This is a genomic window from Saccharopolyspora sp. NPDC050642 (assembly GCF_040654735.1).
GTDB lineage: Bacteria > Actinomycetota > Actinomycetes > Mycobacteriales > Pseudonocardiaceae > Saccharopolyspora > Saccharopolyspora elongata.
The window spans coordinates 83,237-99,148 of sequence record NZ_JBFAIN010000009.1 but is presented as its reverse complement, the minus strand read 5'-3'; the positions used below and the strand labels follow the sequence as shown (position 1 = coordinate 99,148).

General features: G+C 65.8%; 13 protein-coding genes and 3 pseudogenes. 3 read left to right on the top strand and 13 right to left on the bottom strand.

What is annotated here, in order from left to right; all coding sequences use genetic code 11:
• Positions 1-61: 61 nt before the first annotated feature.
• Together AB0H93_RS16675 and AB0H93_RS16670 are read left to right on the top strand one after the other, a co-directional pair.
• Positions 62-856 carry an acetoin reductase gene (locus tag AB0H93_RS16675; RefSeq protein WP_132493965.1) on the top strand — a complete coding sequence of 265 codons (795 nt, stop codon included), beginning with the start codon at positions 62-64 and terminating at the stop codon, positions 854-856.
• A 728-nt stretch (positions 857-1,584) separates the two neighbouring features.
• Positions 1,585-1,877, top strand: a pseudogene (locus AB0H93_RS16670) (integrase core domain-containing protein); the annotation flags it as partial.
• Between the two features lie 58 nt (positions 1,878-1,935).
• Here AB0H93_RS16670 and kdgD read toward each other — a convergent pair.
• The 13 genes and pseudogenes from kdgD to AB0H93_RS16605 form a co-directional block, all read right to left on the bottom strand.
• Positions 1,936-2,848, bottom strand: a pseudogene (gene kdgD, locus AB0H93_RS16665) (5-dehydro-4-deoxyglucarate dehydratase).
• Positions 2,849-2,874: 26 nt separating this feature from the next.
• A complete protein-coding gene (locus AB0H93_RS16660) occupies positions 2,875-3,126 on the bottom strand; it encodes an MFS transporter (RefSeq protein ID WP_358573428.1) in 252 nt (83 codons plus the stop codon).
• A 103-nt stretch (positions 3,127-3,229) separates the two neighbouring features.
• A pseudogene (locus AB0H93_RS16655) lies at positions 3,230-3,937 on the bottom strand (MFS transporter); the annotation flags it as partial.
• A 46-nt stretch (positions 3,938-3,983) separates the two neighbouring features.
• Positions 3,984-4,163, bottom strand: a complete 180-nt coding sequence (locus AB0H93_RS16650) for a hypothetical protein (protein ID WP_358573126.1) — start codon at positions 4,161-4,163, stop codon at positions 3,984-3,986.
• A 44-nt stretch (positions 4,164-4,207) separates the two neighbouring features.
• On the bottom strand, positions 4,208-5,386 hold the full coding sequence (locus tag AB0H93_RS16645) for an alanine--glyoxylate aminotransferase family protein (RefSeq protein ID WP_358573124.1): 1,179 nt from the start codon (positions 5,384-5,386) through the stop codon (positions 4,208-4,210).
• 35 nt (positions 5,387-5,421) lie between these two features.
• Entirely contained in the window at positions 5,422-6,990 is a 1,569-nt protein-coding gene (locus tag AB0H93_RS16640; protein WP_358573122.1) for a Xaa-Pro aminopeptidase, read from the bottom strand.
• Positions 6,991-7,212: 222 nt separating this feature from the next.
• Positions 7,213-8,100 carry a LysR substrate-binding domain-containing protein gene (locus AB0H93_RS16635; protein ID WP_358573120.1) on the bottom strand — a complete coding sequence of 296 codons (888 nt, stop codon included), beginning with the start codon at positions 8,098-8,100 and terminating at the stop codon, positions 7,213-7,215.
• Between the two features lie 169 nt (positions 8,101-8,269).
• On the bottom strand, positions 8,270-8,959 hold the full coding sequence (locus AB0H93_RS16630; protein ID WP_358573118.1) for a helix-turn-helix domain-containing protein: 690 nt from the start codon (positions 8,957-8,959) through the stop codon (positions 8,270-8,272).
• 609 nt (positions 8,960-9,568) lie between these two features.
• On the bottom strand, positions 9,569-11,842 hold the full coding sequence (locus tag AB0H93_RS16625; protein ID WP_358573116.1) for a LuxR C-terminal-related transcriptional regulator: 2,274 nt from the start codon (positions 11,840-11,842) through the stop codon (positions 9,569-9,571).
• A gap of 314 nt (positions 11,843-12,156) precedes the next feature.
• Positions 12,157-12,546, bottom strand: coding sequence for a transposase (locus AB0H93_RS16620; RefSeq protein WP_358573426.1), 390 nt, complete (start codon positions 12,544-12,546; stop codon positions 12,157-12,159).
• Between the two features lie 10 nt (positions 12,547-12,556).
• Positions 12,557-13,399, bottom strand: coding sequence for an IS110 family transposase (locus AB0H93_RS16615; RefSeq protein ID WP_358573114.1), 843 nt, complete (start codon positions 13,397-13,399; stop codon positions 12,557-12,559).
• A 202-nt stretch (positions 13,400-13,601) separates the two neighbouring features.
• Entirely contained in the window at positions 13,602-14,486 is an 885-nt protein-coding gene (locus AB0H93_RS16610; RefSeq protein ID WP_358573112.1) for a transposase, read from the bottom strand.
• 197 nt (positions 14,487-14,683) lie between these two features.
• The gene (locus AB0H93_RS16605; RefSeq protein ID WP_358573110.1) at positions 14,684-15,157 is read right to left on the bottom strand and encodes a nuclear transport factor 2 family protein; all 474 of its coding nucleotides are present in this window, start codon (positions 15,155-15,157) and stop codon (positions 14,684-14,686) included.
• Positions 15,158-15,282: 125 nt separating this feature from the next.
• Between AB0H93_RS16605 and AB0H93_RS16600 the strand changes: the two genes are divergently transcribed.
• The gene (locus AB0H93_RS16600) at positions 15,283-15,840 is read left to right on the top strand and encodes a TetR/AcrR family transcriptional regulator (protein WP_358573108.1); all 558 of its coding nucleotides are present in this window, start codon (positions 15,283-15,285) and stop codon (positions 15,838-15,840) included.
• Positions 15,841-15,912: the final 72 nt, after the last annotated feature.

Here is a 15,912-nt window from a genome sequence, read left to right as displayed (position 1 = left end):
GGCGAGGTGGCCGTGCCCAGGAGTCCTGACCTCGCAATTCCACTACAGGTTGGAGAAAGCAATGTCCGAACAAGGTAAATCGCCGCGCGTCGCACTGGTCACGGGTGCCGCGCGAGGCATCGGCAAGGGCATCGCGCTGCGCCTGGCCGCTGACGGCCTGGACGTCGCTGTCAACGACATCGAGGCCAACACCGACCAGCTCAAGGGCGTCGCCGACGAGATCGCGGCGACGGGCCGGCGGGCAACGACGGTCGTGGCTGACGTGTCCGACCCGGACGCGGTGCAGTCCATGGTGGAGCAGGTGGCCGCTGAGCTCGGGCAGCTCAACGTCATGGTCGCCAACGCCGGGATCGCCAACGTCAAGCCACTGCTGGAAAGCACGCCCGAGGAGTTCGACCACCTGATGTCGATCAACCTCCGCGGCGTGTACCTCTGCTACACCGCGGCGGCCAAGCAGATGATCAAGCAAGGAGATGGCGGAAAGATCATCGGAGCGGCCTCGATCGTGGCCTACCGGCCGTTCCCGCTGCTCGGCCCGTACTCGGCCTCCAAGTGGGCGGTACGCGGGCTGACCCAGGCCGCCGCGATGGAGTGGGCGCAGCACGGTATCACCGTGAACGCCTACTGCCCCGGGATCGTGGGTACCGCGATGTGGGACTACATCGACGAGAAGCTTGCGGAGAACGAGGGCCTCCGCAAGGGCGCGGCCATCGAGAAGTACTCCGAGCTGATCCACCTTGGCCGGGTCTCGGTGCCGGAGGACGTCGCGAGCTTCGTGTCCTACCTGGCCTCACCGGACTCCGACTACATGACCGGCCAGTCGGTGATGATCGACGGCGGCATTCAGTTCTCCTGATCGCTGGCGTAGGCGGGCTTGTCGGCGAAAAGACCGCCGACAAGCCCGCACCCAGGGCGGCCGGATTCCCCGGTCGGCGAAGCCGGTCGTTCAATCGCCTCCATCGTCGCCGTTGTTGCTGTCCCACGATCCGCGCCGTTTCTTCTTCGGCTCTCACTGCCATGAGCACTGCGGCCCCGGCCATCGCCAACAAACCCAGTCCCAAGTATGAGGTCCAGCGAGCTCAGATCGCCTGGATGTGGCTTTCCGCTCCGGGGAGCTGAAGCGCTTATCCGAAGTGGGCGTCAAGGGTGCGGCTGCAACGACTGCCGCTGAAGTGCCGGGAGGTCGCCAGCCCGGCGGAGGTCGACGGGCCAGGTCTCGACCACTTCGTCGTCACCTTCGAAGGACGTACCCTCCCCGCCAACGATCAGTTACCCCACGCCCCACGCACGCATCGCAGCTGCACCGTTTCCCCTGACAGTCCCAGTTCTACACGGTCATGGCGCTGGCGCCCACTGAGTCCACGAGATCGTCGATCCGCAGGGTGCCCTCGGCCATGAGCAGCTCGGTGATCCTGCGCCGTCGATCCTGCTGCGTCCCGGACGGGCGGTTGACGGCAACGGGTTACCACCGAGGCGGCGACCCAGGCTCGGCGCCGTCGGCTCAGTGACCACGTGTTCCGGGTGTTCACCGAGGGGCGCGGCGCGTACGGCTGCCGCCGGGTCGCGGCCCAGCTCAACTGCGAAGCCGACCGCGGCACGCAATACACCTCCGCCGAGTTTTCCCCAATTTGCAAGGAAAATCGTGTTCGTGCCAGCGTCGGGCGAACCGGGTTGTGTTGGGACAACGCCGCCGCCGAATCGGTCTTCGCTTCGCTGAAAATGAGATGTACCACCGCGAACCGTTCCCCACCCGGGCCCGCGCCCGCTTCGCCGACTACATCAAAGTGTTCTACAACCGGAAACAACTCCACAGCAGCCTCGGCTACCGCACCCCAGCCGAGGCCCACCGAGACCACCGCACCGCGACCGCGGCCTGAGGAAACCCACTGAGGACCGTCCAAGACCCTTGACACACCTCACCCCTGGGGCGTCGGGTCAGCTGCCTTTGGCGATGAGTTCGGTCAGTTTGTTGGATTCGGCTGGGGTAAGGTTCCGCGGCGGGGTGCGGACAGGGCCGGCGGGTCGGCCGATCGCGCGGACTCCCGCCTTGACGATGCTGACCGCGTAACCGTCACCGCTGTCGCGGATATTGCGGTAGGGAAAACGAATTCGTTGAGATCGTGGTGGATGCGTTTCCGGTCCTCGGCGCGGACTGCCTCGTAGAACTCCACGGCGAATCGTGGAGCGAAGTTGAAAATTGCCGAGGAGTACGTGGTGACGCCCAGCTCTGTGTAGGGCAGGGCGAAGGTCTCGGCGGTGGGCAATCCGTCAAGGTAGGTGGGGCGGTCGCCGAGCCGGGTGTGGATCCGGGTCATCAGTTCCAGATCGTCGACGCCGTCGTTGATCCCGACCAGTTCGGGCAGGTTTCGGTGAGTTCGGCCAGGGTGTTCTCGCGGTAGACGGCGTTGGCCCGGCTGTACACGATGACACCCAGATCAGTGGCCTCGCATACTGCGCGGACGTGCGCGGCGAGCCCTTCCTGCGGGCTGCCGGTGAGGTATCGCGGCAGCAGCAGGATCCCGGCCGCTCCCGCTCGGGCGCAGGCCTTCGCCATCTCCGCTGCGGTCGCGGTGCCGTAGCCAGCAGCCCCGGTCACGGGGATGTCGTCCGGGGCTTCCGCCACTGCGGCGGCGATCACCTGATCGACCTCGTCCGAGGTGAGTGAGAAGAACTCTCCGGTGCCGCCGGCTGCGAACAGCCCTGTCGCGCCTTGTTCGGAGAGCCAGCCGATGTTGTCCCAGTAGGACCTCTCGTCGAACGAAAAGTCGTTGTGGAACGTCGTGACAGGGAAGCACAGCAGACCGCTGCCCAGTCGCAGCATGACGTCCTCGGGAGACCCCGTCATCATGTGATTACGTTCCTTTGCGCGGTGTTTCAGCGTTGCAGCTTCTTGTTGGCGGTTTCGGGGATGGTGAGTGTTGCGATCAGGGTCCCGATCGCGGTGGCGATGATGTAGTAGGCCGGGACGCGGTTGTCGCCGGTCATGTCGATGAAGTAGGTGAGGAACAGCGGAGCGGCGCCGCCGAAGATCGCGGTCGAGATGTTGTATCCGATGGAGTAGGCGGTCACCCGGATCCGAGTTGGGAACAGCTCGACGAGTACACATTGGATGATCGAGGTGTACATGGCGAAGCAGGCGAACATGATTGCCATGCCGGAAGCAGGGGTACACCGCGATGCACGTCGCGATCGACGAGGTCAGCAGTACCGGTTTGCGGCCGACTTTGTCCGACCAGCGGGACGCCAATGGCACGGTGCACAGCAGCACGATGATGCCGACCGCTGTGGTGCCGAACGAAGTCGTGGGATCGAAGCGCAGCGACTTCTGCAGGTATGACGGCATGTAGCTGGTGAGCACGTAGTAGCCGGAGCTGTTGAGCAGCGACAGCGTTGCGCAAATCAGGATCGCTCGGCGGCCGACCTGAGAGGTCAGTGCCTCGCGCAGCGGCTGGCTGGCGATCTCACCGGCTTCGGAGATCTCCTTGTACGCCGGGGATTCCTCCACCTTCTTACGGATGTAGAGGCCGACGATGCCCAGTGGGAGTGCGACGAGGAACGGGATGCGCCAGCCCCAGCCGTACAGTTGCTCTTTGGCCAGCGCTTCCGTGAGCAGCAGGCCTATCAGACTTCCGGTGAGCAGCGAGGAAAACGAGCCGATTTGCGCGAAAGACACTACGAAGGCGCGTCGATTTGCCGGTGCGTGCTCGCCGGCGAACGACATCACGCTGCCGAGTTCGCCGCCCGCGGACAGGCCCTGAACGACGCGCAACAGCACCAGCAGCAGCGGCGCCGCGATGCCGATCGCTGCCGCGGTGGGCAGCAACCCGGCGGCCGCAGTGGCCAGCGACATGGCCAGCAGCGAGGTGATCAGCACCTTGCGGCGACCGAACCGGTCGGCGAAGACCCCGCCGACGATGCCGCCGAACGGTCGGAACACGAACGTCACAGCGAACACTGCGAAAGTGCTGATCAGCCCGCTCGTGTCATCGCCATGGAAGAAGTTGGCCGCGACCGGGGACGGCGAGAAATCCGTAGATCCCGTAGTCGTACCACTCGACGAACTGGCCGGCGGCGGTGCCGGCCATGACTCGGCGCAGAGACGATTTGTTCGTGGTCGCCGAGGCGACGTATCTGATCTCGGGGTCGGCAACTGGCTGGCTCACGCTGGGGACTCCGTTCATCCGGTATCGCGCGGCTGGGGTGGCGGTTACTCGGCGTGCCAGACCTTGAGGAATTCCTGCGTTGGGTCGGCTGCGGCTTGGATGCCGAGATCGTTGAGCTCGTAGGCGATCGCGGCGATGGTGTGCAGGAGCGGCCCAGGCCGGGCGGACTCCGCCATGTGCGCGATCCGGATCACGGTGGAGGCGTCGCCGTCCAGTCCTCCCGCGATGTACACGCGGTGCCGCTGCGCCAGCCGGCGGCGCAGTGTCGGGGAGGCCACTCCAGGTAGCCGGAATGCGCCCACGGTGTTCGACTCCGTTCCTGACGGCGCCACCGGGTGCATGCCGAGTGTGGCCATCGCCGCCCGCAGACCTGCACCGCTACGCCGGTGGCGCTCCCAGCGTTCCTTGACGCCTTCCTCGGCGGTCAGTTCGAGCGCCCGGCGCAGCGCGACCACCAGGTTCGTCGGCATGGTCCACGGCAGCCTGCGGTATCCGGACTTCAGCTTGCCGCCCTTCTCCCGGGGAACCCACTGGTCCCACCACCGGAGGAGGTCGAGGTAGTAGCCGACCGGCGGCCGCGTGCGGCCTCCGATTTCGCCGAGGGCGCGCTCGCTGACGGCGACGAAGGCCACTCCTGGTGGCGCGCCGACCGACTTCTGGGCAGCGGAGGCGCAGAGGTCGACGCCGAGGTCGTCGAAGTCGATCGCGGTGCCGCCGAGCGAGGACACCGCGTCGACCAGCATCAGCCCGTCCCGTCGGTGCACCAGATCGACGTACTCGGCCAGGTCGTTGACCATGCCTGTGGACGTCTCGTTGTGCACGATGCCGAGAATGGGCCTGTCGTGTCGTTCGAGTTCGGCCTTGATGTCACTCAGCGCGAACCGGGCGCCGGAATCGTGCTTGAGCTCCACGACCTGCATCCCGAGCGACTGCCCGACAGTGGCCATCATGCGGCCGAACGTGCCGTTGGTCGGGACGATGAGGGGTCTGTCGATGGGGTCCACGCTGGCCAGTGCGGACTCGACGGCTCCTCTGCCGCTCGTCGGCAGCACCACGACTTCGTCTGTGGTGCCGTAGAGCTGCTTGAGCAGGGCACAGGTCTCGTCCAACGCATCGGCGAAGTCGGCGCTCTGGTGGTACATCGGTGGCGCGGCTAGCGCCTGGATGACCCGGTCGTCCACCAGGGTCGGGCCTGGCTCCATCTGCAATGCCACTGCGGTCATGGGAAATCCCGTGCTTTCGAGGGTGGGCGGATGGATCAGGAGCTGATGGCGTACGTCGCGTCGCGGCCGATGTACCAGAGGTCCTCGGAAGCGATGGAGTGGTCGTGATAGGGCCACTGGATCTCGCAGGCACCGAACGATCCCTCGCCCAGCATGTAGGTGTGGCCGGGGCGCAGCTCGGTCAGGAAGGACTCCTGCTTGCCCATGAGGTGGCCGACGTTGCGGCGCCCGTAATCGGCGTGCAGGTCGATGCCCGCGGGCATGATCCCCGACTCGACGAGCTCCGCCTCGTGCTCGAGCACCAGTTCCACGCAGCCGTGGTGCACCTTCTCGCACACCGTGCCCGGACGTATGCCCGGAATGACGCCATTGCGGATCACGTCGGTGAAGATCCGGTACGCCTCCTGCCCTTCGGCGGAGCGGACCAGGGAACGAGCGATGTCCGAAGTGGCCAGGACGACGCCGTCCACAGTGATCTTCAGGCCAGCGTCGAACTTGAGCGTTTTGGTGTCCGCGGTCAGCGGGTGCTCCGTCGGGATGGCCGGGTAAATCGTGCGGTCGGCGGCATGGCAGTTCGCGAAGTACGGCGCGATGGCGAACGGGATGTCGAAAGCGGCGCGGAATTCCGGGATCAGCTCGAGGTACCGCCGGTATACGTCGCGTTCGGTGAGCACGGCGCCGTCGTCGAGGGCCTGCTGCGCGTGCTGGAGCGCGCCTTCGATGCAGTACCGACTGGCCTGGGCGGCGATCACCATGAACGCCAGGTCAGTGCGGTTCCGCTCCTCGCGCCACAAAGACGCGGCCAGGGACGCGGGGGCGAGCTCGAATCCCGCGTCGCGCAAGGACAAGGCGGCGCTGGTGTCGAGCCATTGCTCCTCGATGGCGAGCCGGCCACCGTCCGTGACCGAGCGGACGGCCTCCGTTGCCGAGGTGTGGATGCCCACCACGTCGCCGGGGATCGTGTGGTCGTCGGCAGGTGCCACGCAGTGCAGATGCTCGGCGGAGCGGGTCCACAGGACGGCGAGACCCGTTCGTGGCGCCAGGCCGGTCAGCTCACTGACGTTCGGTGGCGCGGCGGAAAGCACCGCATCCGCGTTCAGCTCGGCCAGCTTGTCCGTCAGCAGGTCGAAGCGGGTATCCGCCGGGGCACGATCGACCTCGGTGACCAGAGCGCGTAGATGCGGGCGGTCGCGGAGCACCCGCGCCGCCGCTTCGGCGCCACCCGAGCGCAGCCGCGCAAAGCGGTCCTGTACGTCGCGTACGGCGAGCCGGTAGAGCACCACCGGACCGCTTGAGGCGGATGGTTCGACGCGCAGCCGGTCGCCGAACCGCTGGTGCAGGTGCAGGTAGCGGCTGTAGGGCAGATCTCCACCGACAACGATCGGGTCGGATCCGGCCAGTTGCGCGACCGCATCGGCCAGCGACTCGACCGCGGACGATCCGTTCACGATGTTGTCGAAGCTGACGTACCGGTCGAAGAAGCGAAGGCGCTCGGCCGGTACACCGTGGGCGCGGAGGTTGCCGGTCTCCTGCTCACGGGCCAGCAGGAACCGCTCGCCGTTGCGGTCTGCGATGACGGGCGTGACCATTTTCGGCGCGTCCATCCGGATACCGGGGGTGAGCAACTGCCTGATCGGATGGAATTCGAACTCGCTCGCGATTTGATCGCAATCACTGATGAGTCTCACCTGGCACTCCTCGCTTTGCTGCGGAAGATGTTCTTGGTGGAACTGTCGATGTCCGAACGGTGTGGAAACACGTTAGGCGAGTCGATTCCGAGGTGTCCAATACTTCATTTGGATGATCGGATTCAACGCTTGAATCCACTATCTGCGTGGCAAATTATCGAGCAGCGCCGCAAGCGCGGGGTTGTCGTTGTTGCGTCGCCAGACGAGGCTGAGTTCGACCTGGTTAGACCCGGGTAGCTCGATGGTTCTGAAGACGACGTCAGGATAGCGGAGCTGCGTGGCCGCGGCCGGGACCAGCGACAGTCCGAAACCGGCATTGACCAGCGCAAGAACGGAGTGGATCTGGCTCAAGTAGTGCGAGAAGACCGGAGTGGATCCAGCATTTCGAAAAATGCTGGTGAGTAGGTCGTGGAAGTATCTGGATTCCGCTGGGCGATACATGATGACGCTTTCTCCGTCGAAATCGGCGACCGTGATCGGTCCCGGTGACTTCGCGAGCGCATGCCCCATCGGAATAGCGGCTATCAGAGGTTCTCGCACGTAGATTCGGGATTCGAGATCGTCCCGCCTGATAGGTGGGCGGACCATCATTCCGAGGTCGAGGCTGCCGTCGGAGAGTGCGTCCAGCTGTTCGTTCTTCCTCATTTCCCGCAGGATGATCTCGACGCCGGGTAGGTTCTTCCGGACCACTTCCAGCACCGCGCCCAGGGTGCGGTAGGCGCTGGCCGCGGTGAATCCGAGCGCCAGGCTGCCGATCTCCCCAGTGGACGCGGACTGCGCCGTCCGCGCGGCCTGCTCGGCCTGGTGGAGCAGGCGCCGCGCCTCCACCAGGAAGGCCCGGCCCGCCCTGGTCAGCCGGACGGCGCGGTGGCCTCGCGCGAGGAGCGTGACGCCGAGCTCGTTTTCCAGCAGCTGGATCTGGCGGCTCAGCGGTGGCTGGGTCATGCGGAGTCGCTCGGCGGCACGCCCGAAGTGCAATTCCTCCGCCACGGCGACGAAACCGTTCAACTGGAATAGCGAGAACATGTCTTCCTCCGCCGCCCGCCGACGGAGGCGCCTGCTGAAGACGGATTGGCGAGAGCAGCAGCGCGTGGGGCTTCGACGGGCCGTTCTCTTCGCCCCTCCGGATGACCTTGCTTGCGTGCTAATATCGCACATGCCGTGCGTTATATGACAATAGCAAACAGTGGCGATTTCAGGGAAGTCTGGCGGATACGGTCGCGGCGGCGGCGGCGACGCGCGCCCCGACTCGCTCGATCTCCTTCTCTGCGCGTCCAGAATCGTCGAACAGGGACACGCCCAGGCTGGCTACGGGAGCCCCGTGGGCGCACACGGCTGAGGAGATTCCGACCGTGCCCGGGGCGATCTCGCCCTTGGTCACGGCGTATCCGGCGGTGCGAGCGCGGCCCACCTCCGCGCGCTCGGCATCCAGTGGCGGGCCTGCCGCCAGTACGGCCAACCCGGCCGCGCCCCGCGACAGCGGATGACGCTGTCCGACTCGGTAGGAAATGTGTGCGTCCGAGAGCTGGGGACTCATGGCGGCTAGTACGACGATGTCGCTGCCGTCCACGACGGCCAAGTTGACCGACGCGCCGATCTCATCGGTGAGGGCCTCCATGACGGGCTGTGCCACCACGCGCAGGTCCTGTTGCACCGTGGCAGCGAGCCGAACCAAGCCGATTCCCGGCGCCCAGCGAAGGTGCTTGTCCCGTGCGACGAGGCCGTGTGCCTCGAGAGTGCGGAGAAGGCGGTGGACGATCGTGCGGTGCAAGTCCGCTCGCTCCGCTACCTCGGTCAGGGTCAGCGGGAGACCTGCGTCGCCGAGGAGTTCGAGGAGTGAGAGGCCTCGGTCCAGCGTTTTCGAGAGCTCGCTTTTCTCCAGCAAACCGCCCGTTCTCCTTGTGCTAGGAATTGCTTGGTGGTGATCTAAAGATGTCATTTTGATCCGATATTAGGTTGATATTTGCGATATTAGCACGTTGCCAGCTGGCCGACCGGGTCTGGGTGCAGACGTTGCGGTGGTCCCCCGCGCATTTGGGGCACGCTCCGCACGGGGTTACGGGGTGCACTGCGACCGGGTGCCAACAACTGGAGCGTCCACATCGGATCCTTCGGCGAGGACGTCGATCGGGCCCACTTGTTCCTTGCTTGGGCGATTCCTTCGGCGACGGCCGCGGGTTCGGTCACGTTGAAGGGCTGGGCGTGCACGGTCGCGTCGGTGATCTCGCCCAGCTCCGCACTAGCCTTGTTCAGTGCGGAGGTTTCCGTCTATTGAGGACGGCCGTGCAACCTGCTTCGAGCAGGCCCCTTGCCAGTGCGTTTCCGATGCCTTTGCTGGAACCCGTGACGATCGCGACCCGGCCACTGACGTCGAAGACCGGGTGGTTCATCGCGCGGTTCCTTTGCTGCCTGGCGCCGCTGCAGTGCCGGGACGGGTGGTGCGGGCGCGCTCCACGAATATGCGTGCCGCACGCCGGTAGTTCTTACGCGCTCCTTATTTTTTGCCTTGTGCTACCAGCGCGGCGATCTGGCTGCGCGAGGTGAAGCCGAGCTTGGTGAGGATATGTTCGACGTGGGTTTCGGCGGTGCGCTGCGAGATGAAGAGCGTTTCCGCGATCTGCTTGTTGCTCATTCCCTGCGCCACGAGGTTGGCGACTTCCTGTTCGCGTTTCGTCAGTAGGTGTTCAGCCGTTTCCTCTCGGTCGGATTTCCTGCGTGCGGCGGGTTCTCCGAGGAATTGGGTCGCTACCTGATCGAACGTCAGCTGGGTACCTTTCTTGAAGGCCCGGGCGTATCTCTCCTCGCCGAGGGATTGCCGCACCTGTGCTTGCGTGCGGTCCTGGTACTCGGTGAGGAAGGGGAATTGTGAACGTGGGCCGCTGCGGTCCCGGCGGAGGGTGTGGGCGGCTCCAGCCAGCTGGGCGGCTTGCTCACTCCGCTCCGTACTCGCCGCGATCCAGCTCATCGTCTCAAGGCAGTTGGCCGCGCAGGTCGTGTCGTCGAAGACGCGTTGCGCGTCCATGCACTGGAGCTCAAAAGCTTCTGCCCGGTCCCAATCGCCTTCGCGCCATGCCGCGAATCCGAGGCCCCACAGGGCCCAGGTCCGGCGCCAAGTCTCGCCGTGGTGCACGCACAGATCCAGCATCTTGGTCCAGTTGGCCATTGCGCGTTCGCCGTCGCTGAGGACCGAGTGACAGATGCCGAGGTTTAGCAGAGCAGAGGCGAGCCAGTCGAGCTCTTCGGTGTCCTGGTGCCGCGCCACGAATTCCTCAAGCAGCACAATAGCCTTGGAAAAGTCGTGTTGCTGCATAGCCGCGACTGCTTCGCACACCTGGTACAGAGTCGCGGACTGCTCCTGGCCAAAGTCCGCGGCCAGCTTCCGGCTTTCTTCAAGACTGCCCTTCGCCGTCGCCAGGTCGTTTTGCATCAGCGCGAGGTAGCTGGCGCTGGCGAGCGCGCGGATCCTCGGCACGCTGGGTTCGACATCCTTGTCCAGCAGGCGGGCGAACCAGCGTCGCCCCTCACTGGTGAGTCCACCGACCCGCCACAAGTCGCGGTAGGCGTCGGCCAGGCGCAGCCCTTGGTGGGATTCATCGGATACGGAGAGGCAGAAGTCAAGCGCAGTGCGAACGTTGGCGTCATTCAGACGTGCCTGTTGGGCCAAATCCAGTTGGGCGGGACCGAACCACTGGCGCCGCGTTTCCTCCGCGATTTTCACGTACCAATCCCGATGCCGCTTCCGGAGCTCCTGCTCTTGCCCAGCCGTGTGCAGCACCTCGCGGCCATATTGCCGGATCGTTTCCAGCAACCGATAACAAACACCGGTTTCCCGCGCATCGCGGATGACGACGGACTTGTCCACCAACCCGGTCAGTGCTGTCAGTATCTCGCTGTGCGGCAATGCGGCATCCGCGCACACGGCTTCCACCGCAGCCACGTCACAACTCCCCGGAAAGATCGACATCCGAGCCCAGAGAGCTCGTTCGTGCTCGGTGCAAAGAGCAAAACTCCAATCGATCGACGCTCGTAGGGTCTGGTGCCGCGGCAGCGCGGCCCGATTGCCCGAGATCAACACACGGAACCGGTCGTCGAGACGCCGCAGGAGCTCGTCAGGCGAGAGCACCCGCAGACTCGCCGCGGCAAGTTCGACGGCCAGCGGGATCCCATCCAGCCGCCGGCACAGCCTTGCCACTGCTGGCCCGTTGCGGTCATCAACTTCGAAGTGCGGTACTGCTGCCGCCGCGCGGTCCTCGAAGAGCCGGATGGCCTCGAATCGACGCAGTTCCTGGACGGGACATCGCATGTCGTCGGGGGGCACACCAAGAGCCAGTACGGGCAGCACGCGCTCTCCCTGGGTGCGCAACGGTTCGCGGCTGGTGCCGAGAATCCGCAGTCCGGGGCACCGGGGCAGCAGCGTCGCCACGAGTTCGGCACACGAATCCAACAGGTGTTCGAAATTATCCAGCACCAGCAGCACTCGGCGCTCCCTTAACCGGTCCACCAGCGTGTCCGTGGTCCATGCCGTGAACGGGTCCCGAATCTCCATCGCCGTAGCGACGGTCTGAGGCAGCAGGCGTCCGTCGTCCAAGCTCGCAAGCTCCGCCCAGTAGACGCCGTCGGGAAACGAACGCCGCAATTCCCATGCGGCGCGCATGGCCAGCCGTGTCTTGCCCACCCCGCCCACACCGGTGAGGGTCAACATCCGGGAAGCCGACAACCCGCGCCTGATCTCGCTCAGCTCCGCGCGTCGCCCGACGAACGACGTCACTGCGACTGCTTGCAGGCCCTCTGCTGAGACGAGTGCCATGGATGCCCATCCACGCTGATTTGACTTGACGCAACAGTATCTAAATGGTACATGCGCCAACCAGCGTGTGCGCCTCTCAACCATCACGTGGCATTCCATTCCGCACATTCACTGCCGTTGCAGGCTGCGACGTCTGACGGGAGCCGTCGGTCACCTCGACCACCAGGTCTCGGACGGCGTGCAAAGCGGGGTTGTCGTCGTTCGCCCGCCACGCTGCGATGAGCTCCACTGGCTCACCGTCGATACCCGCCACAGGGCGCTGCCTGATGTTTTTGTCAAGCAGCGGTAGCCGTGTTGGTCTTGTAGTCGGGTTGGTAGGGCTGGCGGGTGCGCAGCAGGGCGAACAGGACGTTGATGCGGCGTCGGGCGAGTGCGATGAGGGCTTGGTGGTGTCGTTTGCCCTCGGTGCGTTTGCGCCGGTAGAAGGCTTTGCTGGCGGGGTCGGTGCGGATGGCGCAGAACGCGGACTGGTAGAAGACGAACTTCAGGGTCTTGTTGCCGGCGGTGGCCCGGCGCAGGTAGTGCATCTTGCCGGACTGCTGCAGCACCGGAGCCAGGCCGGCGGCCGAGGCGAGTTGGTCGGCGGTGGTGAATCGGGTGAGATTTCCTGCCTCCGCGAGGAATTCCGCGGTCAGGGTGGCCCCCATCCCCGGCAGGCTGCGGATGAGGGCCGCGTCAAGGGTGGCGGTCGAGGTCCTCGGCGATCTGGGCGTCCAGCTCCCCGATACGGCGCCGGACCGCGATGGCCTCGGTGGCGAACTCGCGGGCGAACTCGGCCATCCGCGCCTCGCCGGGCACGACTGTCTGCTGGGTTTTGGCGGCTGCCAGTGTCTTGTCGGCCAGGGCTTCGGCGTAGGGGCGGCGGACACCAGCGTGCAGCAGGTGCTCGGTGATGCGGCGCCGACCGGCCCTGCGGATCTCGGCCGGGGTGACATAGCGGGGCACAAGCCGCAGGTCGCCGAGGTTGGTGACGTCCACGGCGCGTTCCAGGCCGGGGAAGAAGCCGGCGAGGGTCTCCCGCAACCGCGCCAGGCGGCGGGTTTGGTCCACCACGAGTTCACGGCGGCGGCTCACCAGCATGCGCAGGTCCAGCGTGATGTCGTCGCTGGTGGTGACCTCGCGCCAGTCGCTGCGCAGCCGCAGCTGGTCGGCGATGGTCTGGGCGTCGCGGGGGTCGGATTTGGCCTCGCCGCCCTTGGTGGCGCGGCGGGCTCGGTTGACCACCAGGCCCGGCACGTGCACCAGGTGGATACCGGCATCGAGGAGCATGGCGGTCAGCAGGCTGGCCACACCGCCCATCAAATCGATCGCGACAGTGAGCTCGCCGTGGTCGGCCTCGGCCTGCCGCAGCTGGCCGATCAGGACGTCGATACTGTCGGGATCGTTATCGATGCGTTGGGCGACAAGGACTTTCCCGCTCTCGGCCACCACGATCGCGACCCAGTGGAATTCTTTGGCGACATCGATTCCCACCTTTACTGCCACCGATCCTCCGATGTGTCGGACGGTGCGATGCATCCCCGTTCCGCCGTCAACGCCCTACATAGCGATCGATCGCAGTGCCTAATCAGCGGTCAGAACAAGGGGGCGGGGCAGAGGGCCCAGCATCCTGAACCATCACGGGCAGCCAGCATGAAAGCCATCTCTGCCCCGCCTGCACACCCCGATCTTTCCGGACGACCGGGGGCACACCAGAAAGACATCTCACGGTGGTTAGAAGTCAAGCCGCAGCGGCGAGGGGAGGTGGAAGCGCGCGGTGTTCGTCGAAGAGTTGACCGGTCTGGAGGCAGTGGTGGAGTTGGCCGAGGAACTTGTTGAACAGGTGGCGCTGGGCTTGGTGGTTCCAGTCGCCGGTGGCGCGGCGGGCGTCGAAGTGGCGGCGTGCGCCGGGGCTGGCTTTGAGGGAGGCCAGTGCCCAGATGCTGCCGACGGCGGCCAGGCGCCGGTTTTTGATGTGCCGGTGCATGACCACGGTTTTCTTGCCGCTGGCGCGGGTGATGGGCGCCGATCCGGCGTAGGCCTTCAGGCCGCGTGCGTCGGGGAAGCGGGAGCGGTCGTCTCCGATCTCGGCGAGCACCCGGGCGCCGGCCAGCAGCCCCAGGCCGGGGAAGCTGGTGATGATCTGGGCGTCCGGGTGCTGTTCAAAATGGGCTCGGGCGGCCTCTGCAAGCTCGTCGGTGGCATTGCAGGCGGCGGTGAACTGGGCCAGCAACGCGGTGAGCTGGATCCCCATCGCCTCTTCGATTATGCCCGGCTGGCGCAGCTGTTCAGTGCGGAAGATGCTGTGAAGCCGGTCCATATCGGACTCGACATTGCGGCGGCGGCCGGCCTTGACCAGCAGGCGGCGCAGTTGTGTTCGGGTCAGCTTGGCCGCGGCGGCCGGGCTGGGGGTCGCGGCCAGGACGGTGCGGGCATCAGGGCGGGCCAGGCCGCCGTCGGGGAGTTTGGCGAAGGCTTCGATCGCGGCGGGGAAGAATTCTTTGAGCAGCGACCGAATCTGGTTGCCGAGCGGGTTGCCGGCACGGTCCTGGTGGCCCTCGGGCTCCGGATGGCGCTCGACAACCGCTGATCGGCCGGCGAAAAGCCTCCGAGCCGGCGTGCGCATCGAGGCGTACGCGCGAGCCTGGTCGTGCTGGCGCCGAAAACGCCCGCACGACTAGGCTCTACCGCGGACTACGAGGCTGTCCGCGGACCGGATTTCCGCCCGAGGAGTTTGACCAGCCCCGCAGAACTTCACCGGGAACGCTGGGCGCCAAGGGTTGCGGTTACCCGAAGACCGTCACCGTTTTCGAGGAGTGTTTCTCAGAATCCGAAGTCGCTGAGGCTGGGGTGGTCGTCGGGGCGTCGGCCCAGCGGCCAGAAGAACTTGCGCTCGGATTCGGCGATCGGGAGGGTGTTGATGGAGGCGTGGCGGGTGTGCATCAAGCCGAGCTCGTCGAACTCCCAGTTCTCGTTGCCGTAGGAGCGGTACCAGTTGCCGGCGTCGTCGCGGTGTTCGTAGGCGAAGCGCACGGCGATGCGGCTGCCGTCGTAAGCCCACAGTTCCTTGATCAGCCGGTAGTCCAACTCGGTGTTCCACTTGCGGGTCAGCAGTGCGACGATCTCGTCGCGGCCGGTGGCGAACTCCGAACGGTTGCGCCACCGGGAATCCACCGTGTAGCCCAATGACACCTTGTGCGGGTCGCGGGTGTTCCAGGCGTCCTCGGCCAGTCGAACCTTCTCGATGGCGGTCTCCCGGGTGAACGGCGGCACCGGCGGACGGGTCGTGTCGGTCATGTCAACTCCCGTTGAGTCCTGGGACTCGCCGCAGGTCCGGCGAGTCCGAAAAGACAGGGAGAACGATCGTTCTCACCATGCCTGCTAGAGTAGAGAACGATGGTTCTCCATGCAAGGGGGCGTAGATGCTGGATCAGGAAACGGCGCAGGAGCGGGTACTCGAGGCGGCCGAGGAGCTGTTCTACGCGCGGGGCATCCAGTCGGTGGGGATGGATGCGGTGCGCAACGCCTCCGGGGTGTCGCTGAAGCGTCTCTACCAGCTGTTCCCGTCCAAGGAGGCGCTCGTGCTGGAGTTCCTGAAGCAGCGCGATGCTCGGTGGCGGCGATCCCTCGCCGACTACGTCGACGCACTGGCAACGCCCGACGAACGGATCTTCGCGGTGTTCGACTGGCTGTACAAGTGGTTCTCCGAGCCGGACTACCGCGGGTGCGCCTTCATCAACTCCTTCGGTGAACTGGGCGCGGTCTCGGCCGAGGTCGCCGAGCAGGCCCGGCACCACAAGAAGGCCTTCCACGAATACCTCGCCGGACTGGTGACGGCATCTGGCCGGCCCGTCGAGCTAGCAGAGCACCTCGCGCTGCTCGCCGAAGGAGCGATCACCACCGCGGCGATCTCCGGCACCCCCGGACCAGCGCACCAGGCACGAGACGCCGCCCGCCTCCTCATGCACGCGCCCGGATAGGCGATGTCAGGGTCAGTTCGACCGCCAGCAGAAGTACCAGGCGCGGGCAGGCGGCGACGGCGATCGCAAAGG